This window comes from Chromobacterium haemolyticum, assembly GCF_009936155.1.
GTDB lineage: Bacteria > Pseudomonadota > Gammaproteobacteria > Burkholderiales > Chromobacteriaceae > Chromobacterium > Chromobacterium haemolyticum.
On sequence record NZ_AP019312.1, the window covers coordinates 4932705 to 4955903 of the forward strand.

A 23199-nucleotide genomic window follows, 5' to 3' on the forward strand; every position below is an offset into this window, starting at 1 on the left:
CTCCTAGGAGTACGCATAAAATGGCAGTGGAAATCGAACGCCGCTTCATCGTCGTCGGCGACGACTGGCGCGGTCTGGCCCCCGGCGTGCAATACCGCCAGGGTTATCTATCGGTGGAAAAAGAGCGCACCGTGCGCGTGCGCGTGGTCGGCGATCAGGCCTGGCTGACGTTGAAAAGCAATATCAGCAACGTCAGCCGCCACGAATTCGAATACCCGGTGCCGCTGGCCGACGCGCAAACCATCATGGGGGCGATGTGTCCGATGGTGGTGGACAAGCTGCGCCACCGCATCGAACACGGCGGCTTCATCTGGGAAGTGGACGAGTTCTTCGGCGACAACGCCGGACTGGTGCTGGCGGAAATCGAGCTGCCGGATGAGAGCACTCCCTTCGACAAGCCCGCTTGGATAGGCGAGGAAGTTACCGAGGACGGCCGCTACACCAACGCCTATCTATCCAAGACCCCCTATAGCCGCTGGTAGCCTCCCCCAAGCTTATCCACAGCACTCAGGCCGAGGTTTGACTTATCCACACCCTCCCGCCATCGGCCTCGGTTAAAATGGCGGCTAAGCACGGGCTCCGCGCCCGTCCCAATCCGAACCTACATCCGCGGCCGCGGCCGCCCACAAGGAAACGCACATGTCCCGCAATCTGGAGCTGTTTGAACGTGGCAAGAAATCCATCCCCGGCGGCGTCAACTCGCCGGTGCGGGCCTTCGGCCAGGTCGGCGGCACGCCGCGCTTCGTCAAGCGCGCCGAAGGCGCCTATTTCTGGGACGCCGACGACAAACAGTATTTGGACTACGTCGGCTCCTGGGGTCCGGCCATCGTCGGCCACGCCCACCCGGACGTGGTGCGCGCGGTGCAGGAAGCGGCCGTCGGCGGCCTGTCCTTCGGCGCGCCCACCGAGGGCGAGGTGCTGATCGCCGAGGAAATCCGCAAGCTGCTGCCTTCAATCGAACAAGTGCGTCTGGTGTCCTCCGGCACCGAGGCCACCATGTCGGCGATCCGCCTGGCGCGCGGCTTCACCGGCCGCGACCTGATCGTTAAATTCGAAGGCTGCTACCACGGCCACTCCGACAGCCTGCTGGTCAAGGCCGGCTCCGGCCTGCTCACCTTCGGCAACCCGTCCTCCGGCGGCGTGCCGGCCGACTGCACCAAGCACACCCTGGTGCTGCAGTACAACGACGTCGAACAACTGGACAAGACCTTCCGCGAAATCGGCGACCAGATCGCCTGCGTGATCCTGGAACCGATCGCCGGCAATATGAATTTGATCCAGCCGTCGGTCGAGTTCGTCCAGGCGCTGCGCAGCCTGACCGAACAACACGGCGCGGTGCTGATCTACGACGAAGTGATGACCGGCTTCCGCGTGGCGCTGAACTGCGCTCAGGGCCTGCACGGCGTCAAGCCGGACCTGACCACGCTGGGCAAGGTGGTGGGCGGCGGCATGCCGCTGGCGGCCTTTGGCGGCCGCGCCGACATCATGGCCTGCATCGCGCCGCTGGGCAGCGTCTACCAGGCCGGCACCCTGTCCGGCAACCCGCTGTCGGTGGCCGCCGGCCTGGCCACCCTCAAGCTGATCCAACAACCCGGCTTCCATGAAACGCTGGGCCGCCGCACCGCGCGCCTTGCCCAGGGCCTGGCCGACGCCGCGCGCGCGGCCGGCGTGACCATGAGCAGCGACAGCGTGGGCGGCATGTTCGGCTTCTACTTCAGCGAGCAAGCGCCCAAGTCCTACGCCGAAGCCACCCGTTGCGACATCGAGCGCTTCAAGCGCTTCTTCCACGCGATGCTGGACGAGGGCGTCTACCTGGCGCCGTCCGCCTACGAGGCCGGCTTCGTCTCCAGCGCCCACAGCGACGAGATCATCGAGCAGACCATCGCCGCCGCCGGCCGCGCGCTGAGCCGCGTCTAAGCCTGAACGCCGCCGCCTTCGCGCGGCGGCGCCTTTCCGCATGCACACTCCTCCCATCCGCCTGGCCTGGCGGCTGCGCGTCGAAGCCTCCGGCGTCGAACTGCAGCCCTGCGAGCAAACGCGAGGCCCCGACGGCTACGGCCGCGGCCGGCGCTTGCCGCTGGCCAGGCTGCTGGCCGAACAGGACGGCCTGGACTGGCTCAGCGGCCAGGACCGACTGATCCTGCGCGCGCTGGCCGACTTGCAGGCCGACATCGCCGCCGACCACCACGCGGCGCTGGACGCGCTCGCCGCGCTGCCGCTGCTGGTCGGCCACCCGGCGCTGTACTGGGCCGACGCGCCGGAACAGCCGCTGCGGGTGGAAGCCGGCCAGGTGGCGCTGGAACTGGAGCGCCAGGGCGAGCAGATCGCGCTGCGGCTGAGCCCGCCCGGCATCGCCGCCTGCGCCGGCGTGTTGTGGCGCAAGCTGGCGCCGGACCGGCTCGCGGTTTACCGGCTGGACGAGGAAGTGCGCCAGATCGCCGCCCTGCTCGGCCATAGCCTGAGCCTGCCCTGGCATGCCCGCAAGAAAGTGCTGGACGCCATCCGCGACATCGCGCCGGAGTTGCCCCTGCACGATGTCAGCGCCAGCTTCGACGACAGCCTGCCCAGCCAGCCGGCCGACGCCGTTCTGCGCGCGTTGCTGCGGCTGGACGATACCGGCCTGCGGCTGCAGCTGAAAGTGCGCCCGCATCCGGCCAGCGCGCTGTACGCGCCCGGCCGCGGCGCGCCCGGCCTGGTGGTGAGCGTGGACGGCGCCGCCCTGCAACTCAAACGCGACCTTCCCGCCGAACGCGCCCGCCTGCGCCGGGTCCACGCCGCCTGCCCGACGCTCGCCGCCGCGCGCCGCGACGGCGACGAATGGGTGGTGGACGGCCAGCAGGCGGCGCTGGACCTGCTGGCCGCGCTGCAAGCGCTGGACGCGGACACCCTGCAGTGCGAATGGCCGGCCGGCCAGCGGCAGCGCATCCGCGCCGGCGTCAGCCTGCCGCAGCTGAAACTGAGCGCCAAACGCAAGGGCGGCTGGCTGGAAGTGGACGGCGAACTGGGGCTGGACGACGGCAACATCCTGGCGCTGCGCCACCTGCTGGAAGCGCTGGCCGGCCAACCCGGCCGTTACCTGCGCCTGTCCGACGGCGACTGGCTGGCGCTATCCGACTCGCTGGCCGCGCGCCTGCGCCAGCTGACGCTGCTGGCCGACCACGCCGCGCCCAGCGGCCTGCGCCTGTGCCCGCTGGCCGCGCCGCGGCTGGGCGAACTGGCGGCCGAGGCCGGCGCCTTCGACGGCGACGCCGGCTGGCAGGAGCAATGGCGACGGCTGCAGTCGCTGCAAGACTTCGAGCCCGAAGTGCCGGCCGCCTTGCGCGCCACGCTGCGGCCTTACCAACAACAAGGCTACAACTGGCTGGCGCGGCTGGCCCACTGGGGCGCCGGCGCCTGCCTGGCCGACGATATGGGCCTGGGCAAGACGGTGCAGACGCTGGCGCTCTTGCTCAGCCGCGCCGCGCTCGGTCCGCAGCTGGTGGTGGCGCCCACCTCGGTGGCGCTCAACTGGCTGGCCGAAGCCGCCCGCTTCGCGCCCGGCCTGCGGCTGCTCCCCTACCAACAGCACCGGCGGCTGGACACCGCCGGCCCCGGCGATCTGGTGGTGGCCAGCTACGGCCTGCTGCAACGCGACGCCGACGCCTTCGCCGAGGTGCGCTGGGCCAGCGTGGTGCTGGACGAGGCGCAGGCGATCAAGAACGCCGCCAGCCAGCGCGCCCAGGCCGCCCACGCGCTTTACGCCGATTTTCGCCTGGCCGCCAGCGGCACCCCGGTGGAAAACCACCTGGGCGAGTTGTGGAGCCTGTTCCGCTTCGTCGCGCCCGGCCTGCTGGGCAACGAAGACAAATTCCAGCAGCGCTTCGCCCAGCCCATCGCCGACGGCGACGAGGACGCCCGCGAAGCGCTGAAAGCGCTGATCCGCCCCTACCTGCTGCGCCGCACCAAGCAACAGGTGCTGACCGAACTGCCGCCGCGCACCGACATCACCCGCGCCATTCCGCTGAGCGAGGCGGAGATGGAGGTCTACGAGGCGATGCGCCAGCAAGCGTTGGACAAGCTGGCCCAGCCGGGCGAGGCCGAGGGCGGCGCGATGCAGGTGCTGGCCGAACTGACCCGGCTGCGCCGCTTCTGCTGCCACCCGACGCTGACCCAGCCGGACAGCGCCTTGCCCTCCGCCAAGCAGGCGCTGTTCCGCGAACTGATGCTGGAACTGCTGGACAACGGCCACAAGGCGCTGGTGTTCAGCCAATTCGTCGACCACCTCGCCATCGTCCGCCGGTGGCTGGACGAGCAGGGCATCCGCTACCAATACCTGGACGGCGCGGTGCCCGGCGCGCAACGCAAGGCGCGCATGGACGCGTTCCAGGCCGGCGACGGCGACGTATTCCTGATCAGCCTGAAAGCCGGCGGCACCGGTCTCAACCTGACCGCCGCCGACTACGTGATCCACCTCGATCCGTGGTGGAACCCGGCGGTGGAGGACCAGGCCAGCGACCGCGCCTACCGCATGGGCCAGCAGCGGCCGGTGACGGTGTACCGGCTGGTGGCCCAGCACACCATAGAAGAAAAAATCGTGGCGCTGCATGCCAGCAAGCGCGAGCTGGCCGACAGCCTGCTGGACGGCGGCGATCTCAGCGCGCGGCTGGACGGCGCGGCGCTGTTGGCACTATTGCGCCAAAGCTGAGCATTGCCCTTTCGTCATAAAATGGGCAAGCTGGCGTCATTTCCGTGATCCAGGATTATCCATGCTCAAAGCCCTCCTGCTATCCAGCCTGCTGCTGTCCGCGCTGCCCGCCTGGGCCGGCCTGTCCCAGACTGACACCGCCTCCGAGAAAATCTCCGTCGGCACCCTGTCCATCGTCACCGCCCCGGCAATCAGCGTGGCCGGCAGCGCCCAGGGCAAGGGCGAATCGCTGCTGGCTCCGGTGCTGGCGGTCACTGGCAGCGCCTATGTGATCACCGGCCTGGCCCAAGGCGCCGGCGACACCGTCAAGATGTCGCTGGACGCGGTACAGGGCGGCGCCAAGCTGGTGGTGGAATTATCCGGCAAGGCGCTGAAAGCCACCGGCGCGGCGATCGGCGCCTCGGTGCAAGTGAGCGCGGTGGCCAGCGGCACCATGCTGGTCACCTCCGGCAAAGTGCTGGCCTTCATCCCCAACAAGCTGGGCGAGGCCCTTCTGGAGCACAACCGTGTCCCGTCCTGACGCTCTGCCCGCCCGTCTCGCCGGCCTCGGCCTGGCGCTCTGCCTGCTGCTGCCGCAAGCCGCCCTGGCCGGCCGTAGCTGCGAGGAGCAAACCATCACCCCGGCCACCTTCGGCAAAGCGATGGCCGCCGCCGAACAACTGCGGCAAAAGCTGGACGCCAGCGGCGGCGACGTTGCGGTGATCGGCCGCGTCGGCCAGGACCTGTCGCGCTTCAAGCTGCGCTACACCCATGTCGGCATTGCTTACCGCCAAGCGGAAGGCCGCTGGCGCGTCGCCCACCTGCTCAACGACTGCGGCAGCGCCAGCTCCGACCTGTGGTACGAGGGCCTGGGCAACTTCTTCCTCGACGATATGCATTCCTTCGAGTCGGTGGCGCTGCTGCCGCCTCCGGCGCTGGCCGCTCGCCTGCGCGAACGGCTGCAAGCGCCGCCGCGGCTGCGCGAACTGCACACCCCGCAGTACAGCCTGCTGGCCTATCCCTTCGCCACCCGCTACGAAAACTCCAACACCTGGGTGCTGGAAACGCTGGCGGCCTCGGCCAGCCAGGAAGCCCGCATCGCCAACCGCGAACAGGCGCAGATGTGGCTGAAGCTCAACGGCTACGCGCCCTCGGAACTCAAGCTGGGGCCGCTGACACGGCTGGGGGGGCGCATGTTCAAGGCCAATGTCGCCTTCGACGACCACCCCAACGAGATGCGCTACGCCGACCGCATCCAGACCGTGACCGTGGATTCGGTGATGAACTTCCTGCAGGCCCGCAACGAAGGCTGGCAGGTGCGGGAAATCCCCGCGCCCTGAATGGAGCTCAGCGCGCGCCGCACGCCGCCGGCACCGCCTCCGCGACGGCGGCCGGCTGGCGCGCCGCCAGCCACGCGCCCAGGCTGACGCACACTAGGCCGGCGGCCAGATAGCCGGTCAGCGGCTCATTCAACAAGGGCGCCGCCAGCAAGCCGGCCAAGACCGGAATCAAGGCGAACAACATCCCCACCCGCACCGCCCCCAGCGCCGCGATCGCGCGCAGATACAGCAGCATCGCCACAATGGCCGCAGCCCCGCCCTGATAGGCGGCCTGGAACAGCAGCGTCGGCCAAGACGCCGCCGCCAGATGCTTGGGCAGCCACAGCAGATAGACGGGCAGATAAATCAGCGCCGCCATGATGGTGATCGCCCGCGTCAGCGGCCAGGCCGGATAAGCCCAGCGCCGCGCCAGCACCCCGAAAGCCGCCCAGCTCACAGAAGCCAGCAATAGCAGCAGATCGCCTTTCCAACTGTCGCCGCCGGCGCCGCTGAACAGGGGCAACGCGCTCAAGGCCAGGCCGGCGCCTATCAACGCGTAACCGGGCAGCTTGTGGCGCTGCAGGCGCTCCCCGGCCAACAACCAGGCGAACAAGGCCACCAGGAAGGGCTGCATGCCCGGCAGCAGCAGGCCGCCATGCGCCGCCGGCGCGTATTTGAAGCCGCTGTAGGCGAATAGGCTGACGCCCAGGCCGCCCAGCAGGGTCAGCAGCCACAGCCGTGCATCGCGCAAGGCGCCGCGTGGCAGACCGCCGCACAGCAGCAGGATCAGCGCGGCGACACCGACGCGCAGCGCCAGCATGTCGGTGCCGGCCAGCGCGCTCTTGCCGCCAAGGCGCGACACCAGGTTGAAGCCGGTCCAGATGGCGACGGCGCCGAAGGCGGCCAGATAGCCCTGGCGCAGGGAAAGGGTGGACATGTTCACGCTCCGGGAATGGGAATGCTTGCATGCTAGCCCGCGCACGTCATTCTAAAAAATGAATTATTATGATTCAGATAATCTCTTGGAGAGAACGATGGAATTGGACGAACTGCGCATTTTCCAGGCGGTGCTGCAAGAAGACGGCGTGACGCGCGCCGCCGCCCGGCTACACCGGGTGCAATCCAATGTCACCACCCGGCTTCGGCAGCTGGAGGACAAGCTGGGCGTGCCGCTGTTCCTGCGCGAAGGCAAGAAGCTGATCCCCACCGAGGCCGGCCGCCGGCTGGGCGACTACGCCGAGCGGCTGCTGAGCCTGGCCGAAGAAGCGCGCCAGGCGGTGGCCAGCGCGGAGCCGGCCGGCAGCCTGCGGCTGGGCGCGATGGAAAGCACCGCCGCCTCGCGGCTGGCGCCGGTGCTGGCCGCCTACCACCGCCGCTATCCGGCGGTGCAGCTGGAACTGCAGGCCGGCGTTTCCAACGACTTGCGGCGCGCGGTGCTGGAAGGCCGGCTGGACGCGGCGCTGATCAGCGGCCCGGCCGGCGACGAACGTCTGGACGAGGCGCTGGTATTCGAGGAAACCATCGTGCTGGTGGCCGCCGCCGGCCAGCGCGAGCTGTCGCTGCGCCTATTGGGCGAGACCACGCTGCTAACCTTCGGCCACGGCTGCGCCTATCGCCAGCGGCTGGAAGCCTGGATGCAGCGCCAGGGCGTACAGCCGCGCCGCCTGGTGGAGCTGGGCTCCTACCACACCATGCTCAGCTGCGTCGCCAGCGGCATGGGGCTGGCGCTGCTGCCGCAAAGCCTGCTGGACAGCATGCCGCTGATGGCGGCCCAGGTGTCCACCCATCCGCTGCCGGCGGACCTGGGCCAGGCCCAGACCACGCTGATCCGCCGCCGCGGACTGCGCCAGCCGGCGCTGGACGCCCTGCAACGGCTGCTGTTGAGCTTGGAAAGCTAGAGCGGCACGCTGCACGGCGACGGGCCTGGCCTCAGCCGCTGTTGCGCAGGCCGGCCGAAGTGCCGTTGATGGTCAGGTGGATTGCGTACAAGGCCTCGGCGTCGTCCGGCTGGCGGCGCAGCCGGCTCAGCAGCTCCGCCTGCAACAGGCCCAGCGCGTCCAGATACGGCAAGCGCGTTTCCAGGCTGCGATGCAGCGTCGGGTTCTTTTCCAGCAACGCGCTCTGGCCGGTAATGGCGTAGAAAGCGTCCAGCGTAGCCTGCCACTCCGCCTGGATGCGGCCGAACAGGGCCTCCGCCAATGCGCGGTCCTCCACTAGGCCGGCAAAGCGGCGAGCAATGCCCAGGTCGGCCTTGGCCAGCACCTGCTCCATATTGGACAGCACCACCTGAAAGAACGGCGAACTGCGGTACAGGCTTTGCAGACGGGCGCGTCCGGCTTCGCCGTGACGCTCGATAAAAGCGCGCACCGCCGAGCCGACACCGAACCAGCCGGGCAGCATTACCCGCGATTGCGACCAGGAGAACACCCAGGGAATGGCGCGCAGGTCCTTGATAGAGGCCAGGCTCTTTCGCGACGCCGGCCGGCTGCCGATGTTGAGCTTGGCGATGGCGTTGATCGGCGTCGCCTCCAGGAAGTACTGCATGAAGCCCGGCGCTTCCACCAGTTCGCGGTAGGCGCGATAGGCGGCGTCCGACAGCTCGTCGAACACGGTCTCGTCGGTCTCGCAGCTGGCGCAGCCGCTAAGGCTGGCTTCCAGCGTCGCCGCCACCAGGGCTTCCAGGTTGCGGCCGCCGATGGCCGGGTCCGAATACTTGGACGCGATTACCTCGCCCTGCTCGGTGATGCGGATGCGCCCGGCCACGCTGCCGGCCGGCTGCGCCATGATGGCCTCGAACGAGGGGCCGCCGCCGCGGCCCACCGAGCCGCCGCGGCCATGGAACAAGCGCAGCTTGACCCGGCCGTCGGCAAAGCAGCGCACCAAACGCTTCTCCGCCTGGTAGAGCTGCCATTGGCTGGTCAGATAGCCGCCGTCCTTGTTGCTGTCGGAATAGCCCAGCATCACTTCCTGCATGCGGCCCCGGCTATCCAGCAACTGTTGATACCACGGCAAGGCGAACAGCGCAGTCATCACCTGAGCGCTGCGGTCCAGGTCGGCGATGGTTTCGAACAACGGCACTAGGTTGACGCTGGAGCGCGGCTGCCCGTCCACCAGCCGGATCATGCCGGCTTCTTTTAACAGCAGCGCCAGCGCCAGCATGTCGCTGACCTGAGCGCAGTTGGAGATGATGCTCTGGCCGATGGCGTCGGCGCCGAACTGCCGCTGGATCAAGGCCGCCTCGCGGAAGATCGCCAGTTCCTTCTCGGTTTCGGCGCTGTAGTCCAGATAGGGCGAATACAGCAGCCGCGGCGTGGCCAGCTCGCGCAGCAACACGCGGCTTCGCGCCGCCTCATCCAGCGCGGCGAACTCCTCCAGCCCGGCGCGGGCGAACAGCTCGCCCACCACCGCCTCGTGGCTGCCGGCGAACTGGCGCAGGTCCAACGGCATCAGGAAGAAACCGAACACGTCCACCGCGCGAATCAGCTCCGCCAGCCGGCCGTCGGCCAGCGCCGCGCTGCCGTGTTCGCGCAGCGAGGCGTCCAGCACGGCGAGGTCAGCCTGGAACTCGGCCTGGTCGGCATAAGGCCTGTCAGCCGGCCAACGGCCGCTCAGGCTCACGCCCAGCTGCAGGCCGGTGGCCAACACCCGCGCCTCCATCGCCGCCAGCGCGCGCCGATACGGCTCTTCGCGGCGGCTCTCCTCCTGATCCGGGGTCAGCGCCGCCAAGGCGACCAAGGCCGGGCTGACGCCGACCAGACGTTGCGACAGCGACAGTTCGCGGTACAGCGCCGCCAGTTCGTACAGATAATGTTCAAACGCCACCTGCGCCTGGCGCGTCACCGCGTGGCGCAGCACCGCGGCGTCGACATTGGGGTTGCCGTCGCGGTCGCCGCCTATCCAACTACCGACGCGAATGAAGGACGGCAGCGGCGTTGTCTGGCCCCAGGTGGCTTCGATCTGCCGGTCCAAGCGCTGATACAGCGCCGGCAAGGCCTGGAAGAAGGTCAGCGGGTGATAGGCTACGCCGTTTTCGATCTCATCCTTGACAGCCAGCTTGAAGTGGCGGATTTCCGAGGTCTGCCACAGCGCCACGATCACGCGCTTGAGCTTGGCCTCCAATTCCCCCTCCTCTTCCGGCGTCAGGTCCGCCGCAGCCAGCTTGCCCAGAAAACGGCGCACCGCGCGGTGGCCGTCCAGCACGCTCTGGCGCTGCACCTCGGTGGGATGCGCGGTGAGGATGGCGCCGACATAGGCGTCGCGCAGGGTGTCGGCCAGCATGGCGATGCTGACGCCGTCGGCCTTCAACTTGCCCAGCGCTCGCGACAGGCTGCCCTGCTGCGGCGCGGAGCCGGCCTGCCGGTGGGCCCGGCGGCGGCGCACATGGTGCAGGTCCTCAGCGATGTTGAACAGCTGGGCGTACAGGCCGCAGGCGCGCACCAGCGCCATCGCCGCAGCCGGGCTCAACTCCGCCGCCAAGGGCTGGCTGCGTTCCTCGGCGCTGCGGCCGGCGATGGCGCGCACTTCGGCGTAGACCTCGGGGCCGGCTTGTTCGCTCAACACCTCGGCCAGCGCGCGGTCCAGGCGCGCCAAATCGGCGCGCAGCGGCAGGTCCTTGTCTAAATCGCTCATTCGGTATTCCTTGATGGTGACGGGCGGCTTGGCCGCTCCCGGTTTTTGAATCGGCTCAAGGCAGCGCGGCCGCTGGCGTCGCTGGCTTCAGGCGATTCGTTTCGCATGCAAAACATCATAGGCAGGCTTGCCGCTGTAGTGGCAACACTACTGTCATTTAACCCGTTAGATATTGACCTGAGTGCGCATTGCGCAACATCAAGCTTTGCGCCGCCATCCCGGCGACGCCGCGGCGCTGTGCGTCGGGCCAGCATGCTAGAATGCCCGCCATCCAAGCACATAGTCCGATCGGGAACCGGTTTCATGGACAAAATCGTCATCGCCAGCCGCGAGAGCCGGCTGGCCATGTGGCAGGCCGAACACATCAAGGCCCGGCTGCAAACGCTCTATCCCCACCTCAGCGTGGACATCCTGGGCATGACCACCCAGGGCGACCAGATTCTGGACAAGACCCTGTCCAAAATCGGCGGCAAAGGCCTGTTCGTCAAAGAATTGGAAGTGGCGCTGGCCGAAGGCCGCGCGGACCTCGCGGTGCATTCGATCAAGGATGTGCCGATGGTGCTGCCGGAAGGCTTCGCGCTGGCGGCGATATGCGAGCGCGAAGACCCGCGCGACGCGCTGGTGTCCGCCCGCTACGCGGACCTGTCGGAACTGCCGGACGGCGCGGTGGTGGGCACCTCCAGCCTGCGCCGCGAATCGCAGATCCGCGCCCGCTATCCGCGGCTGGTGGTCAAGCCCCTGCGCGGCAACGTGCAAACGCGGCTGCGCAAGTTGGACGACGGCGAATTCGACGCCATCATCCTGGCCGCCGCCGGACTCAAACGCCTGGGCCTCTCCGAGCGCATCCGCAAGGAACTGCCGCCGTCGGAAAGCCTGCCTGCCGCCGGACAAGGCGCGCTGGGCATCGAAATCCGCGCCGACCGCGCCGACCTGATGCAGCTGCTCGCGCCGCTGAACCACGCCGCCACTCACTCCTGTGTCAGCGCCGAACGCGCGCTGGCGCGCGAGCTGGGCGGCAGTTGCCAAGTGCCGCTGGGCGCCTTCGCCACCCTCAACGAGGGCACGCTGGCGCTGGGCGGCTTCGTCGCCAGCCCGGACGGTTCCGTGATGTTGACCGCCAACGCCAGCGCCCCGGCCGATTACGCCGACGCGCTGGGCCGCGCCGTGGCCAAAAAGCTGCTGGACGACGGCGCCGGCCCGCTGATTGAAGCGGTGCTGGCCGACCCGCGCTGAGACGACGATGCCGCGCGTCCTGATCGCCCGCCCGCAAGCGCAAAGCGCCGAGCTGCTGCGTCTTCTCGCCGCAGCGGGCTTCGACGCCGGCCATCTGCCGCTGATGGAAATCGCGCCGCAACCGGACGCGCTGGCCGTTTTGCCTGGGCAAGCAGCGGCGGCGAGTTGCCTGATTTTCGTCAGCCCCAGCGCCATAGACCAGGCCTGGCCGGCGCTGCAAACGCTGGACCTAGCCCACAAGCGGCTGGTCTGCGTCGGTCGCGCCAGCGCCGCCAAATTGGCCGCGCTCAGCGGCAGGCCGGTGCTGCACCCAACCGAGGGCAGCGACAGCGAAGCCCTGCTGGCCCTGCCTGAGCTGGCCGATATGCGCGGGCAGCGTACGCTCATCGTGCGCGGCGTCGGCGGCAGGCCCCTACTGGCGCAAAGCCTGGCCGCGCGGGGCGCGGCGGTGGAGTTCGCCGAGATCTACCGCCGACTGGACGGCGCACCGGACTGGGCGGCCTTCGACCGCGCGCCGCCGGACGCCGTGATCGTCACTTCCGGCGAAATCGTAGAGCAATTGTTCCGTCTCGCTGGCCCCAGTCGAATCAGGACGTTACAATGCTTGCTGTATTGCGTGCCGCATCCGCGCGTTGCCGACCGGCTCGCCGCGCAAGGCGCGACGCGCATCATGACAACCCGGGCCGAAGACAGCGCACTGGTCGCCGGCCTTAAAAAATGGTTCTGTCGTCACCCATGAGCGAATCCCAGATCACCGAAACCGCCAAACCCGAGTCCAAGAAATCGCTGAGTCCGGCCCTGCTGATCGCCATCGCCGCGCTGGGCGTGTCCGGCTGGCAGTACTTCAGCACCCAGCAGGAACTGACCGCCGCCCGCCAGGAACTGGCGCGCCGGCTGGCCGAAGGCAGCGGATCCGCCAAGGAACTGCGCGCGATGACCGAGCAGGCGATCAGCGCCAACCGCGCCACCGAAGGCCGTCTGGCGCTGATGGAGGCCCGCGTCAACGAATCCGCCGGCCAGTACGCGACCCTGAACGGCATGTACCAGGAGCTGACCAAGAACCGCACCGACTGGCTGCTGTCCGAGGTGGAACACACTCTGGCCATCGCCAGCCAGCAGCTGCAACTGGCCGGCAACGTCCCGGCCGCCGTGTCCGCGCTGGAGATGGTGGACGCGCGCCTGGCCAAATTCGACCGCCCGCAATTGATCGGCGTGAAAAAAGCGGTGGCCACCGACCTGGAAAAACTCAAGGCCCTGCCCTATCTGGACAGCGTCGGGCTCACCGTGAAGCTGGACCGGCTGATGCTGTCCTCCGACAGCCTGCCGCTGGCGGTGGACGCTCACCGGCTGGCCAGCCAGAAGCCGCAGGCCAAGGCGGCGACGGCGGCCAGCGCGCCGCTGTGGGAACGCTTGGTGGCCGACGTCAGCAAGAGCCTGGGCGAGTTGATCCACATCCGCCGTATGGACAAGCCGGAAGCGCTGTTGCTGTCGCCGGAGCAGGCTTTCTTCCTGCGGGAAAACTTGAAAATGCGTCTGCTGGACGCTCGTCTGGCGTTGATCCAGCGCGACGGCAAGACCTTCGCCGCCGACATCGTGGCCGCGCGCAGCTATGTGCAGCGCTACTTCGACCGCGATGCGCCGGCCGTCACCCAATGGCTGGGCACGCTGGGCGAACTGGAAAGCGCGCCGCTGGACGTGGCGCTGCCGGATATGAACGCCAGCCTCAAATCGGTGCGCGACGCCCAAGGCGCAGCAGGAGAATAAACCGTGAAATTCGCCTTGTGGATTACCGGGCTGTTTGCCCTCGCGGTGCTGGTCGGCCTGGCCGCCACCCTGAACACCGGCTACGCCATCCTGTTTCTGCCGCCATATCGGATGGAGGTGTCGTTCAACCTGCTGATCGTATCGGTGGTGGTGCTGATTTTCGTGGTGCATCTGGTGCTGCGCATGGTGGCGGTGGCCGCCAATCTGCCGGCGGAAGTGCGCCGCTTCCAGCGCCAGAAGAAGCTGAAAGCCTCCCGCCACGCGCTGCGTGAAGCCGGAATCTCCTACTTTGAAGGCCGCTTCCAGAAAGCCGAGCGCGAAGCCAGCAAGTCGCTGGACGACGAATACTCGCCGGAAAACAAGGCCCTGGCCCTGCTGATCGCCGCCCGCTCCGCCGGCGCCGCCGGCGACCTGGACAAACGTGACGGCTATCTGGCGCAGCTGGACGCCATGCCGCCGCGGCTGCAACTGGCGCGCCATATGCTGGACGCCGAGCTGAAGTTGGAAGCCAAGGACCCGCTGGGCGCCTTGGCCGCCATCGAACGCGCGCGCGCGCTGTCGCCCAATCTGACCAACGCCTTGCGGCTGGAATTGAAGGTCCGCTTGCTGCAGAAACAGCCGGAAGCGGTGCTGGCACTGACCGAGAAACTGCTCAAGGCCGACGCGCTGGAGCCGGAACAAGCGCGGCGTTATCGCTTGGCCGCCTATCAGCAACAGTTGGTCACCCTGCTGGGCGGCCAGGAAATCCGCGACTGGCTGCGGCGCATCCCGGAAGCCGAGCGCAGTAATCCGCAGCTGATGGACCAAGTGGTGGCGCGGCTGATCGTGTTGCAGGACTACGATTACGCCGCCACCCTGCTGGCCGGCGCGCTGGCCAACGACGATCACGACACCCCGGAGCTGTCCCGCGAGCTGGGCAAGCTGGCCGAGCACCTGAGCGAGGATAAACGCCTGGAGCTGCTGAAAACCGCGGAAAACTGGCTGAAGAAGCGGCCGCGCGACCACTGGCTGCTGATGGCCTTGGGCCGGCTGGCCTTGTGCCAGCAGCTGTGGGGCAAGGCGCAAAGCTATCTGGAGGCAAGCGCTTCGATCTCGCCGACGCTGTGCGCCCACGCCGAACTGGCGCGGCTGTTCGAAGCCACCGGCAAGGAAGAGCTGGCGGCTCAGCATTACAACAAGAGCCTGGAACTGGCGCTGAAGCAGGGCTGCTGATTCCGCTCGCTTTATACGAAAAAGGACATGCTCCCGCATGTCCTTTTTTTATTGCCTTGTTATGCCCTCTCAACTCGACAGCAGCAGCACGCCCCAGGCCAGCGCCAGATAGCGCGCCGCCTTGCCAAGGGTCAACCACAAAATGCTGGACCACCAGGGCAGACGCAGCCAACCCGCGGCCAGCGGAATCGCGTCGCCAACCACCGGCAGCCAGGACAAGACCAGCACCGCCGGGCCGAAGCGCTGGAACCAGCCGGCCAGCCTCGGCGGCAACTCCTTGCGCGGCGCCAACCTCCCCAGCCACAGGCTAGTGACGCTGCCGGCGGTATTGGCCACCGTGGCCACCAGCAGGGCCGGCCACAGCCAGTCCGGCCATTTGTACAGAAAAGCGGACAACGCCAGCTCGGAATTACCGGGCAAAATGGTGGACGAGGTGAAGGCAGACACCGCCAACCCGCCCAGCCCCAGCCACACCAAGTGGCTCATTCATCAAACTCTATGGTTTCGCCGCAGACAGCGGCGATGGCGGCACTGAGGGTGGAGAAGAATTCCGAGCCGTCGCGCGCGGCGATCCAGCGGCCGTCGCGGAAGGCGAAGTGGTAGCCGCCGCTCTTGGCCGCTATCCACAATTCCTGATTGGCGGTGTGGCGGTTGACGATGATCTTGGCGCCGTCGCTGAACTCGATATCCAGCACATTGCCGGACACCAGATAGTCGGCGTCCAGATCATTGTCGTCGATGGCGGCTTCGATGCGCGTGAAGATGGCGTCGGTGTGCCGCAGAAATTCGGTTTCGTTCATTGCGCTTTCCCGTTGAATGACGGCCTGGACGCCGTCTTGGCGCGGCTCAGGCCTTGATCGCCGGGCGCAACGTAATCACACGGCGCGCCGCAGCTTTGCTAGTATCGGGATTTTGCCACATTGGAACTCATTCGTATGCGCACCTTGCTGGCTTGTGCAAGCCTGACCCTGTTCTTGGCCGCCTGCGGCTTCAAAGGCCCGCTGTATTTGCCCGCCCCCGCAGCCAAGCCGCCCGCCGCCGCGCCCGCCGCCAAACCCGCGGTCAAGGCCGACGCCTCCTCCCCTCGCGCCGCGGCAGAATCCGCCTCTCCCGCCTCTCGCTGACGGTTCCCGCCGCGCTTCCGGGCGGTGCGGCGACGGCGAAAAATGCCAAAGACATATTGATATTCCCACGCGGTTTCCTGCACATCAGTCATATCCTTTACACTCAAAGGCTGTATCTGCAGATAAAGGAGCCGCCGATGTCTCACTTCGCCCGTCATCTGGAACATCACACCATCGTCAACCCCTTCCCCGGCATCGTGAAGCTGGAAGCGGCGTTGGGCCACCGCATCGGCGCGCGCATCGGTTCCAATGAAAGCATAGCCAAGCCGGCCTCTCCGCTAACGGCGGAGTTCGGCGAGATGATGACGGAACTGGCCCGGCTCTACCCTGACCCGTACGCGCACGGACTGCGTCAGCGCGCGGCGGCCCACAACCGCGTGGACGCGAGCCAGGTACTGTTCGACACCGGCGCCGACAGCCTGATCCTGTTGGCCTTGCGTCTGGCCTGTAATGTCGGCGACGCGGTGGTATGCACCGCCGGCACCTATCCCACCTTCCGTTATTTCGCCGAAGGCGTGGGCGCGCGCATTCTGGAAGTGCCCTACCAGCAACAAGGCGACCGGCTGCAGGCCGATCTGCCGCGGCTGGCGGAAGTGGCGCGCGCCGAGCGTGCCGCCGTGCTCTATCTCGCCAACCCGGATAATCCCAGCGGCCACTACTGGAGCGCGGACGATATCCTGGCGCTGCGCGAAACCCTGCCTTCGTCCACGCTGTTGATCCTGGACGAGGCCTATGTCGATTTCTGCGTGGACGCGCAGGACGCGCCGCCGCAGGGCGCGCTGCCCAACACGCTGCGTTTGCGCACGCTGTCCAAGGCCTATGCGCTGGCCGGTCTGCGGGTGGGCTACGCCATAGGTCCGCAACACATCGTCGCCAAGGCGGACCAGATTCGGCCGCAATTCGCGCTGTCCAGCTTCGCCCAAATGGCGGCGCAAATCGTGCTGGACGATCCCGACTATTCCCGTCAGCTAATCGCCGCCACCATCCATCTGCGCGACAAACTATCCGACGCCTTGCGCGCGCGCGACCTCGTGGTGATGCCCTCGCACACCAACTTCGTCTGCATCGCCTATCGCGACGCCGCCAGCAGCGAGGCCATCCATCGCCAGCTGCTGTCCGACGGCATCGCCGTGCACCGCCCGCCGCACCCGGCGGTACGCCACTTGCTGCGCGTCACCGCGCAACCGCAGGCGCTGTCGGCCAAAGTGATGGCGGCGCTGGCGGAAGGTTAAGAAGCGGTTCAAAGCCCGCTGCGCGTCAGCGGGATGGATAGATGGGTTGAAACCCGCTTTGAAACGCTCATGTACCACGCGTACATTCTGCTTTCTCAGCGGGTTTCGTCTTGTCTTGCTCTCAAGACTTTGAACAGGCTCTCCCGCCCATAAAAAAGCCCTGGACCGGCAAGCGGCCCAGGGCTTGATCTTTCCCCATCCTTCTCACTCCGAAGTACTGGGATTCCAATACGCCTGACTGATGAAAGGCTGGGCCACCAGCTTGGCGGCGATCTCCTCCAGTTCTTCCCACTCCACCGAGGTGGACAGCAAGGTGGCGGTCATCTCCACCTCGTCGTCGCCAAAGGGCTCCACGTCCAGATCTCCCACCGGATACTTGGACTCCTCAAGCAGGTCGCTGAGTAAGGCCATTGCGTGTTTCTGGCCGGAACGGCTAGAGATCACGCACAACTGGTAAGTGACTTCGCTGGTTTCGTCGTCGATAGGCTTGCGGTTGATCGAGTTCACCACCGGACGCAGCAAGGTGTTGCTGGCCAACACGAACAGCGTGATCAGAAAAGCCTGGGGAATCTGACCCGCGCCGGCGCTGGCGCCGACTGCCGCCGAGCCCCACAAGGTCGCCGCGGTGTTCAAACCGCGCACGTTCAAGCCCTCTTTCATGATGGTGCCGGCACCGAGAAAACCAACTCCGGACACCACGTAGGACGCCACTCGCGCCGCGCCGCCGGTGCCGTCCAGCTGCAGCGCCATGTCGACGAAGGCCGCCGCGCCCACCGCCACCAGGGTATTGGTGCGCAGGCCGGCGGTGCGCTGACGGAACTGGCGCTCATAGCCTATGGCCGAGCCCAGAATGAAAGCCGTCAACAGGCTGAGCAAGGTTTGCAGCAGACCAGACCCGTTGAAGCCCAGAAACTGCAGTAAGGTTTCCACTTGTTATTCCTCCTGCGGTCGATTGAAAAGTAGCCGTCCCGGCATGCCGGGAAACAGTCAGGCAGTTTGCCACATCCGCGTGAGCGGGTCGTGTCCGACCAGGCGATTTCTACGCGCCGAGCCATGCGCGCTCCCGCCCAAGCAACAAAATTGGCGGCGGCGGATTGCTACTGACAGCACGCTGTCAGCAGGGGAGCCGCACACTGGCGTCACGGCCCTGAGCCGACCCGCGTATCCACCACGGAGAGCCTCAACATGCGCACCCCTCTATTTCAGCTTCCCGCCGGACACGGCTTGGAAATCGCCAGTTTCGAACTAAAAGAAGGCGTATCCGAAGCCGAACTGCAACACGCCGCCCGGCAAATCGACGCCGACTGGCTCCGCCATGAAACCGGCTACCAAGGCTACGCGCTGCTGCGCGGAGAGGAACGGCGCTTCGTCCACCTTACCTTGGCCGACAGCCCGGAACGCGCGCGGCAATTGTGCGCGCAATGGCCGGCGGAGCCCGCCTGCCGCGATTTTCTCGCCGCCATTGCCGCCGATACCGGCCGCATGGACTTTTATCACTGCCTATAAGCCGTACCCCCTACAAGGAGTTAACCATGTCCCCTTTCCTACACTGGTTTGAAATTCCCGTGACCCAGTTCGAGCGCGCCGTCGCCTTCTATCAGCAGGTATTGCAGGTGGCGCTGCATGAGGAGAGCTTCGACAACGCCCGCATGGCGCTGTTTCCCAAAACCGACGACAGTTGCGGCGGCGCACTGCTGAGCTGCCCGCAAGCCCGCCCCCACGTAGACGGCGTGCGCGTCTATCTGGATGGCGGCGCCGATCTGGACGCCACGCTGGCACGGGTCAAAACCGCCGGCGGCATCGTGGTGCAGCCCAAGACCCGCTTGCCGGAAACCTGGGGGCACATCGCACTGTTTTCCGATCTGGAAGGCAATCTGATCGGCCTGCACAGCGCCACATGAGCCGACGCTACTGGATAGGCGTGGCCAGCCGCGACCATGTACTGCGCGGGCTGGCCGGCGGCTTCGCCCAGCTCTGCCACGGCAAAGCCGCGCCGCTCAGGCGGATGGCGGCCGGCGACGGCCTGATCTATTACTCGCCGGTGCTCAGCCTGGAAGGGCGCGAGCCCTGCCAGCGCTTCACCGCCATCGGCCAGGCGATGGACGACCGAGTCTACCCGTTCCGGGTCAGCGCCGATTTCGAGCCCTACCGGCGGAACATCGCGTTCTGGCCGGCAGAGGACGCCGAAATCCGGCCGCTGCTCGGCCAATTGACCTTCATCGCGGATCCGGCGCGCTGGGGCTACGCCTTTCGCTTCGGCCACCTGGAAATCGGCCGCGCCGATTTCCTGTTGATCGCGCGCGCGATGCGGGCGACACTGCCGCCATCCATGCTGCGGGAACCCGACTAAATATGCGCCGAGCCGACCGACTGGTTCAAATCCTCTTGCTGCTGCGCGGCCGCCGCCGCACCACTGCCCGGCAGTTGGCCGAATGGCTGGAAGTGACGCCGCGCACTGTCTACCGCGATATGGCGGATCTGATGGCCAGCGGCGCGCCGCTCAACAGCGAAGCCGGCGAGGGCTATTGGCTGGAAGCCGGCTTCACGCCGCCGGCGGTGGCGTTTTCCGCGCGCGAACTGGCGGCGCTGGAAGTGGGCGCGCGCATGCTGGCGGCCTGGGCGGACCGGGACACCGCCGCCGCGGCGCAATCGGCGCTGGGCCGCATCCACGCGGTGCTGGGGTCCTCCGGCCTGCCGCCGGAGCCGCTGTACGCGCCCACGGCGGGCAATTACCCGCGCGCGCGGCTGGCGCCGCTGCGCGACGCCATCGTCTCCCACCAAGCGCTTTGGGTGGATTACCGCGACGAAAACGGCCGCGACAGCCAACGTGCGCTGTTGCCGCTGGCTCTGTTTTTCTGGGGCGACCGCTGGCTGCTGGCCGCCTGGTGCGGCCTGCGCCTGGACTACCGCAGCTTCCGCGTGGACCGGCTGCAAAGCTGGCGCGACACCAACCTAAGCTGCCCGCCCGACGTCAGCCTGGCCGGCTATCTGGGCCATGTCGACAGCGACGGCCGGGCGTTGGCTTGGCTGGAGCGACACCAGCGCCAACCCTGGCACCAAGAATAAGCGACGCCTGACCGGCGTCGCTGCCCGTTCAAGGCAGCAGGATGATGGAGCCGCTGGTCTTGCGTCCTTCCAGATCGCGGTGCGCCTGCGCCGCCTCGGCCAGAGGATAGCGATGCGATGGCGCCACCTTGATCCTGCCGTCCGCCACCCGTTCGAACAGCGCCTGGGCCGAAGCCTCCAGCTCCGCGCGGCTGGCGATGTAATCGGCCAGCTTAGGCCGGGTAAAGAACAGCGAGCCGCGACTGGTCAGCTCCAAAGGCGCGAACGGCGGCACCGCGCCGGACGCGTTGCCAAAGCTGACCAACATGCCGCGCGGACTCAGGCAAGCCAGCGATATCTGGAAAGTATCCTTGCCCACCGAGTCATAGACCACCGGCACGCCCTGTCCGCCGGTGATCTCGCTGACTCGCGCCACCACGTCTTCGCTGCTGTAATTGATCACATGCTGGCAGCCCAGGCCGCGCACGATGTCGGCCTTGGCGTCGGAACCAACGGTGCCTATCACCGTCGCGCCCAGCGCCGTCAGCCACTGCACCGCGATCTGTCCCACTCCGCCGGCGGCCGCGTGCCACAAAACGGTTTGGCCCGGCCTCACCGGGTAGGTGCGTTGCACCAGATACTCCACAGTCATGCCCTGCAACATCATGCAGGCGGCGGATTCGTCGCTGATGCCGTCTGGAATCTTCACCAGCACCGCCGCCGGCAGCAAGCGTTCGGCGCTATAAGCGCCCAGCGGGCCTCCGGCGTACGCAACGCGGTCTCCCACCGCCAGACCGGACACCCCCGGCCCCAACGCTTCCACCACCCCGGCCGCCTCCTGGCCCAGGCCGGACGGCAGCGGCAACGGATACAGACCGCTGCGCTGATAGGTATCGATGAAGTTGACGCCGATGGCGGTATGACGCACCCGCGCCTGACCCGGTCCCGGAGCGGTCAGCTCCTGGCTTTGCAGACCGAGCACTTCCGGCCCGCCGGTGTGAGAGAAAACGATGGCTTGAGTCATGGCGGCCTCCTAGGCTCAAAAAATCCAGTGTGCGACGGCGCCGCCGTCCCAGGCAAGCCGCTGTCGCAGAACAGACTGTTTCTACATCAGACCAAGAATTGTCCGCGCCCCCAAGCCAGCACTTCCGGCAGGATGCGCGGCCAGGCTTCAAGCCTATGATCGTCGCCGTTGAACACTGTCTGGCGGCAGTCCAGATACAGCGCCGCCGCTTCGCGCCAATCAAGCACCTCGTCGCAACTGCCCAACAGCAGCCAGTAACGGCGCGCGGACGGCTGCGACACGCGCTGCGCCAGCAAGGCGTGCATATCGACGTCGCTCAAGGTGTAGACCACCCCGGTGTAAGGGTTGGTCTGCTCGCCGATGAAACGCGCCAAATCGTCGTAAGGCCGCACCGCCGGATTGATCAGCACCGCCGGGCGTTGATGGCGCTCGGCCAAAAAGGTAGCGTAATAACCGCCGAGCGAACTGCCGATCAGCAAGGTGTCGTCCGGCAAGGACGCCACCAGAGCGGACGCCTGCTCGATCGCCTCGGCTGGATGCGGCGACAACTGCGGGCAATGCAAGGTCGCATCGAACGCGTTCTGTTGCAAATAAGCGGCGGTTTCGTTCGCCTTCAACGATTGAGGACCGGAATTGAAGCCGTGCAGGTAGACAATGTGCATGCGGATGGGAACAAACAGTAAATAAAGGGTTCATTCTAAATGGCCATCGTCCCAAGAAAAACCCTGGCAGCCGCGGCTGGCAACCGTCCTTTTGACGGGCTTGCCAATACATTCGCATGAATGATACAAAAACGCGGAAAAAATAATAAAACCGACGATTTATGCCACTTAAGCGCGGTTTACAAAGATAACAGGAGAACATAAATGCTTGCCACCTTGCCGGACAACGCCCTCGTCGCCGACGCCACCACCACCAAACCCTACTCCGTAGCCAGCCTGATCATGGCGTGCGGCTTTCTGCACCACAGCGCGCAGGCTTTTCTCGACGACGTGCGCGCGGACCAGGCGCTGATCCGTTCCGGCTTCTGTCCGCGCCACCATGTCCACGTGGACCGCGACGGCCAGGCCACGGTGGACGGCTTCGTCCATGAACAGGTTGGCTTGCTGCTTCAGCACAATGCCTCCCTGCATTTCGCCTTGCATGAAATGCTGATGCAATTCGGCCCGGACGCCTGCAACGACACTCTGGCCGGCATCATCGTGCGCGGCCTGCGCGGCGTTCAGGATTGGCAGGCCGCCTGCCAGTGCCTGGCGTCGATGCGCCGCGGCCCGGCCCGCGCCTGAGCAGGTTTCAAGCCGTCATGCCGGCGGCTTGGCCCGCTTGGCCAGGTCCAAGGCCTTGAGCCTGGCGCCGACATCGCCCTGCGCGGCCGCCTTGGCGTACCAGCGGATCGCCGCCGGCAAGTCCCGCTCCACCCCGTCGCCATGCTCGTACATGCTGGCGATCAGATACTGCGCGCCCACGTCGCCCTGCCGGGCGGCCTTCTCGTACCAATACGCCGCCAGCCGGTAATCCTTGGCCACGCCGCGACCGAGGAAGTACTGAGTGCCCAGATCCAACTCTGCCGGCAGATAGCCTTGATCCGCGGCCGACCGGAACCAACGCGTCGCCTCGGCTTGCGACTTGGCCACCTGCTGGCCGTTTTCGTACAACACTCCCAAGGCGTGCTGGGCCTGCGGCAAACGTAGGTCCGCGGCGCGCCGCAGCCAGCGCAGGGCCCGCTTCTGGTCCACCGCTCCCGCCTCGCCGCGCCAGTCCATCATCGCCAGGTCGAAAGCCGCCACCCGATCGCCGGCCTCAGCCGCCTGCTCGAACTGCCGCCGCGCGGCGGCGTAGTCCCCATGCTGATAGCTGGCCCAGCCCGGCACCTCGGCCGCCGCCGTCATCGCCCAGCACACCACGATCCACCGTATTACGTTTCGCATCTTCGCCTCCGCTGGACACTGCCAAG

At 67.0% G+C, this 23199-nt stretch carries 25 protein-coding genes; 17 read left to right on the forward strand and 8 right to left on the reverse strand.

What is annotated here, in order from left to right:
* Window positions 1–20 precede the first annotated feature (20 nt).
* From GYH29_RS22815 to GYH29_RS22835, 5 genes are all read left to right on the forward strand, one after another.
* Window positions 21–482 (forward strand): CYTH domain-containing protein, encoded by a 462-nt coding sequence (locus GYH29_RS22815; RefSeq protein ID WP_019103557.1) that lies wholly within the window; start codon window positions 21–23, stop codon window positions 480–482.
* Window positions 483–639: 157 nt separating this feature from the next.
* Complete coding sequence (gene hemL, locus GYH29_RS22820) at window positions 640–1917, forward strand: glutamate-1-semialdehyde 2,1-aminomutase (protein ID WP_043589359.1); 1278 nt, start codon at window positions 640–642, stop codon at window positions 1915–1917.
* A gap of 40 nt (window positions 1918–1957) precedes the next feature.
* A complete protein-coding gene (locus GYH29_RS22825; RefSeq protein WP_161524436.1) occupies window positions 1958–4684 on the forward strand; it encodes a DEAD/DEAH box helicase in 2727 nt (908 codons plus the stop codon).
* A gap of 61 nt (window positions 4685–4745) precedes the next feature.
* Complete coding sequence (locus GYH29_RS22830) at window positions 4746–5204, forward strand: hypothetical protein (RefSeq protein ID WP_161524437.1); 459 nt, start codon at window positions 4746–4748, stop codon at window positions 5202–5204.
* A complete protein-coding gene (locus tag GYH29_RS22835; protein ID WP_232060454.1) occupies window positions 5191–6003 on the forward strand; it encodes a DUF2145 domain-containing protein in 813 nt (270 codons plus the stop codon). Before GYH29_RS22830 ends, GYH29_RS22835 begins: the two co-directional genes overlap by 14 nt.
* Before the next feature lie 7 nt (window positions 6004–6010).
* Here the strand turns inward: GYH29_RS22835 and GYH29_RS22840 are convergent, their stop codons facing one another.
* Entirely contained in the window at window positions 6011–6919 is a 909-nt protein-coding gene (locus GYH29_RS22840; RefSeq protein WP_161524438.1) for a DMT family transporter, read from the reverse strand.
* A gap of 97 nt (window positions 6920–7016) precedes the next feature.
* Here GYH29_RS22840 and GYH29_RS22845 point away from each other — a divergent pair, with 97 nt between their 5' ends.
* Window positions 7017–7880 carry a LysR family transcriptional regulator gene (locus tag GYH29_RS22845; protein WP_161524439.1) on the forward strand — a complete coding sequence of 288 codons (864 nt, stop codon included), beginning with the start codon at window positions 7017–7019 and terminating at the stop codon, window positions 7878–7880.
* A gap of 31 nt (window positions 7881–7911) precedes the next feature.
* On the opposite strand, the gene ppc is transcribed toward GYH29_RS22845, so the two are convergent.
* Complete coding sequence (gene ppc / locus GYH29_RS22850) at window positions 7912–10611, reverse strand: phosphoenolpyruvate carboxylase (RefSeq protein ID WP_107732133.1); 2700 nt, start codon at window positions 10609–10611, stop codon at window positions 7912–7914.
* A gap of 303 nt (window positions 10612–10914) precedes the next feature.
* Here ppc and hemC point away from each other — a divergent pair, with 303 nt between their 5' ends.
* The 4 genes from hemC to GYH29_RS22870 are packed head-to-tail and all read left to right on the forward strand — an operon-like array spanning window position 10915 to window position 14820.
* The gene (gene hemC, locus GYH29_RS22855; RefSeq protein WP_043589357.1) at window positions 10915–11844 is read left to right on the forward strand and encodes a hydroxymethylbilane synthase; all 930 of its coding nucleotides are present in this window, start codon (window positions 10915–10917) and stop codon (window positions 11842–11844) included.
* 7 nt (window positions 11845–11851) lie between these two features.
* Entirely contained in the window at window positions 11852–12583 is a 732-nt protein-coding gene (locus GYH29_RS22860) for a uroporphyrinogen-III synthase (protein WP_161524440.1), read from the forward strand.
* Complete coding sequence (locus GYH29_RS22865; RefSeq protein ID WP_019103563.1) at window positions 12580–13608, forward strand: uroporphyrinogen-III C-methyltransferase; 1029 nt, start codon at window positions 12580–12582, stop codon at window positions 13606–13608. Before GYH29_RS22860 ends, GYH29_RS22865 begins: the two co-directional genes overlap by 4 nt.
* Window positions 13609–13611: 3 nt before the next feature.
* The gene (locus GYH29_RS22870; RefSeq protein ID WP_019103564.1) at window positions 13612–14820 is read left to right on the forward strand and encodes a heme biosynthesis protein HemY; all 1209 of its coding nucleotides are present in this window, start codon (window positions 13612–13614) and stop codon (window positions 14818–14820) included.
* A gap of 69 nt (window positions 14821–14889) precedes the next feature.
* Here the strand turns inward: GYH29_RS22870 and GYH29_RS22875 are convergent, their stop codons facing one another.
* Both GYH29_RS22875 and cyaY read right to left on the reverse strand, forming a co-directional pair.
* Window positions 14890–15306 (reverse strand): YqaA family protein, encoded by a 417-nt coding sequence (locus tag GYH29_RS22875; RefSeq protein WP_019103565.1) that lies wholly within the window; start codon window positions 15304–15306, stop codon window positions 14890–14892.
* Window positions 15303–15620: an iron donor protein CyaY gene (cyaY, locus tag GYH29_RS22880; protein WP_019103566.1), complete on the reverse strand. Its 318-nt coding sequence runs from the start codon at window positions 15618–15620 to the stop codon at window positions 15303–15305. Before cyaY ends, GYH29_RS22875 begins: the two co-directional genes overlap by 4 nt.
* A gap of 135 nt (window positions 15621–15755) precedes the next feature.
* Here cyaY and lptM point away from each other — a divergent pair, with 135 nt between their 5' ends.
* A complete protein-coding gene (gene lptM / locus GYH29_RS22885; RefSeq protein WP_081575442.1) occupies window positions 15756–15944 on the forward strand; it encodes an LPS translocon maturation chaperone LptM in 189 nt (62 codons plus the stop codon).
* Window positions 15945–16081: 137 nt separating this feature from the next.
* Window positions 16082–17176: a pyridoxal phosphate-dependent aminotransferase gene (locus tag GYH29_RS22890; RefSeq protein WP_081575441.1), complete on the forward strand. Its 1095-nt coding sequence runs from the start codon at window positions 16082–16084 to the stop codon at window positions 17174–17176.
* A 204-nt stretch (window positions 17177–17380) separates the two neighbouring features.
* On the opposite strand, the gene GYH29_RS22895 is transcribed toward GYH29_RS22890, so the two are convergent.
* Window positions 17381–18106, reverse strand: a complete 726-nt coding sequence (locus GYH29_RS22895; RefSeq protein ID WP_019103569.1) for an MgtC/SapB family protein — start codon at window positions 18104–18106, stop codon at window positions 17381–17383.
* A 255-nt stretch (window positions 18107–18361) separates the two neighbouring features.
* On the opposite strand from GYH29_RS22895, the gene GYH29_RS22900 reads away from it, so the two are divergent.
* The 4 genes from GYH29_RS22900 to GYH29_RS22915 are packed head-to-tail and all read left to right on the forward strand — an operon-like array spanning window position 18362 to window position 20242.
* A complete protein-coding gene (locus GYH29_RS22900; protein WP_019103570.1) occupies window positions 18362–18682 on the forward strand; it encodes a hypothetical protein in 321 nt (106 codons plus the stop codon).
* Window positions 18683–18708: 26 nt separating this feature from the next.
* On the forward strand, window positions 18709–19077 hold the full coding sequence (locus tag GYH29_RS22905; RefSeq protein ID WP_161524441.1) for a VOC family protein: 369 nt from the start codon (window positions 18709–18711) through the stop codon (window positions 19075–19077).
* Window positions 19074–19526 (forward strand): EVE domain-containing protein, encoded by a 453-nt coding sequence (locus tag GYH29_RS22910; RefSeq protein ID WP_081575440.1) that lies wholly within the window; start codon window positions 19074–19076, stop codon window positions 19524–19526. Before GYH29_RS22905 ends, GYH29_RS22910 begins: the two co-directional genes overlap by 4 nt.
* Window positions 19527–19528: 2 nt before the next feature.
* A complete protein-coding gene (locus GYH29_RS22915) occupies window positions 19529–20242 on the forward strand; it encodes a helix-turn-helix transcriptional regulator (RefSeq protein ID WP_161524442.1) in 714 nt (237 codons plus the stop codon).
* Between the two features lie 28 nt (window positions 20243–20270).
* Here GYH29_RS22915 and GYH29_RS22920 read toward each other — a convergent pair whose 3' ends face one another.
* Both GYH29_RS22920 and GYH29_RS22925 read right to left on the reverse strand, forming a co-directional pair.
* Window positions 20271–21245, reverse strand: a complete 975-nt coding sequence (locus tag GYH29_RS22920) for a quinone oxidoreductase family protein (protein ID WP_019103573.1) — start codon at window positions 21243–21245, stop codon at window positions 20271–20273.
* An 86-nt stretch (window positions 21246–21331) separates the two neighbouring features.
* Entirely contained in the window at window positions 21332–21907 is a 576-nt protein-coding gene (locus GYH29_RS22925; RefSeq protein ID WP_081575437.1) for a YqiA/YcfP family alpha/beta fold hydrolase, read from the reverse strand.
* Window positions 21908–22111: 204 nt separating this feature from the next.
* Here GYH29_RS22925 and GYH29_RS22930 point away from each other — a divergent pair, with 204 nt between their 5' ends.
* Complete coding sequence (locus tag GYH29_RS22930) at window positions 22112–22531, forward strand: hypothetical protein (RefSeq protein WP_019102140.1); 420 nt, start codon at window positions 22112–22114, stop codon at window positions 22529–22531.
* Window positions 22532–22546: 15 nt separating this feature from the next.
* Here the strand turns inward: GYH29_RS22930 and GYH29_RS22935 are convergent, their stop codons facing one another.
* A complete protein-coding gene (locus GYH29_RS22935) occupies window positions 22547–23173 on the reverse strand; it encodes a tetratricopeptide repeat protein (RefSeq protein WP_161524443.1) in 627 nt (208 codons plus the stop codon).
* Between the last annotated feature and the right edge of the window lie 26 nt (window positions 23174–23199).

Excerpts from the sequence above, each read along its gene's own strand:
- GYH29_RS22825 (WP_161524436.1), top strand. The coding sequence starts at position 1,958 with ATGCACACTCCTCCCATCCGCCTGGCCTGGCGGCTGCGCGTCGAAGCC.
- GYH29_RS22830 (WP_161524437.1), top strand. The coding sequence starts at position 4,746 with ATGCTCAAAGCCCTCCTGCTATCCAGCCTGCTGCTGTCCGCGCTGCCC.
- cyaY (WP_019103566.1), bottom strand. The coding sequence starts at position 15,620 with ATGAACGAAACCGAATTTCTGCGGCACACCGACGCCATCTTCACGCGC.
- GYH29_RS22900 (WP_019103570.1), top strand. The coding sequence starts at position 18,362 with ATGCGCACCCCTCTATTTCAGCTTCCCGCCGGACACGGCTTGGAAATC.
- GYH29_RS22920 (WP_019103573.1), bottom strand. The coding sequence starts at position 21,245 with ATGACTCAAGCCATCGTTTTCTCTCACACCGGCGGGCCGGAAGTGCTC.
- ppc (WP_107732133.1), bottom strand. The coding sequence starts at position 10,611 with ATGAGCGATTTAGACAAGGACCTGCCGCTGCGCGCCGATTTGGCGCGC.
- hemL (WP_043589359.1), top strand. The coding sequence starts at position 640 with ATGTCCCGCAATCTGGAGCTGTTTGAACGTGGCAAGAAATCCATCCCC.
- GYH29_RS22890 (WP_081575441.1), top strand. The coding sequence starts at position 16,082 with ATGTCTCACTTCGCCCGTCATCTGGAACATCACACCATCGTCAACCCC.
- GYH29_RS22925 (WP_081575437.1), bottom strand. The coding sequence starts at position 21,907 with ATGCACATTGTCTACCTGCACGGCTTCAATTCCGGTCCTCAATCGTTG.
- GYH29_RS22915 (WP_161524442.1), top strand. The coding sequence starts at position 19,529 with ATGCGCCGAGCCGACCGACTGGTTCAAATCCTCTTGCTGCTGCGCGGC.
- GYH29_RS22905 (WP_161524441.1), top strand. The coding sequence starts at position 18,709 with ATGTCCCCTTTCCTACACTGGTTTGAAATTCCCGTGACCCAGTTCGAG.
- GYH29_RS22845 (WP_161524439.1), top strand. The coding sequence starts at position 7,017 with ATGGAATTGGACGAACTGCGCATTTTCCAGGCGGTGCTGCAAGAAGAC.
- GYH29_RS22875 (WP_019103565.1), bottom strand. The coding sequence starts at position 15,306 with ATGAGCCACTTGGTGTGGCTGGGGCTGGGCGGGTTGGCGGTGTCTGCC.
- GYH29_RS22840 (WP_161524438.1), bottom strand. The coding sequence starts at position 6,919 with ATGTCCACCCTTTCCCTGCGCCAGGGCTATCTGGCCGCCTTCGGCGCC.
- GYH29_RS22935 (WP_161524443.1), bottom strand. The coding sequence starts at position 23,173 with ATGCGAAACGTAATACGGTGGATCGTGGTGTGCTGGGCGATGACGGCG.
- GYH29_RS22860 (WP_161524440.1), top strand. The coding sequence starts at position 11,852 with ATGCCGCGCGTCCTGATCGCCCGCCCGCAAGCGCAAAGCGCCGAGCTG.
- GYH29_RS22865 (WP_019103563.1), top strand. The coding sequence starts at position 12,580 with ATGAGCGAATCCCAGATCACCGAAACCGCCAAACCCGAGTCCAAGAAA.
- hemC (WP_043589357.1), top strand. The coding sequence starts at position 10,915 with ATGGACAAAATCGTCATCGCCAGCCGCGAGAGCCGGCTGGCCATGTGG.
- GYH29_RS22910 (WP_081575440.1), top strand. The coding sequence starts at position 19,074 with ATGAGCCGACGCTACTGGATAGGCGTGGCCAGCCGCGACCATGTACTG.
- GYH29_RS22930 (WP_019102140.1), top strand. The coding sequence starts at position 22,112 with ATGCTTGCCACCTTGCCGGACAACGCCCTCGTCGCCGACGCCACCACC.
- lptM (WP_081575442.1), top strand. The coding sequence starts at position 15,756 with ATGCGCACCTTGCTGGCTTGTGCAAGCCTGACCCTGTTCTTGGCCGCC.
- GYH29_RS22815 (WP_019103557.1), top strand. The coding sequence starts at position 21 with ATGGCAGTGGAAATCGAACGCCGCTTCATCGTCGTCGGCGACGACTGG.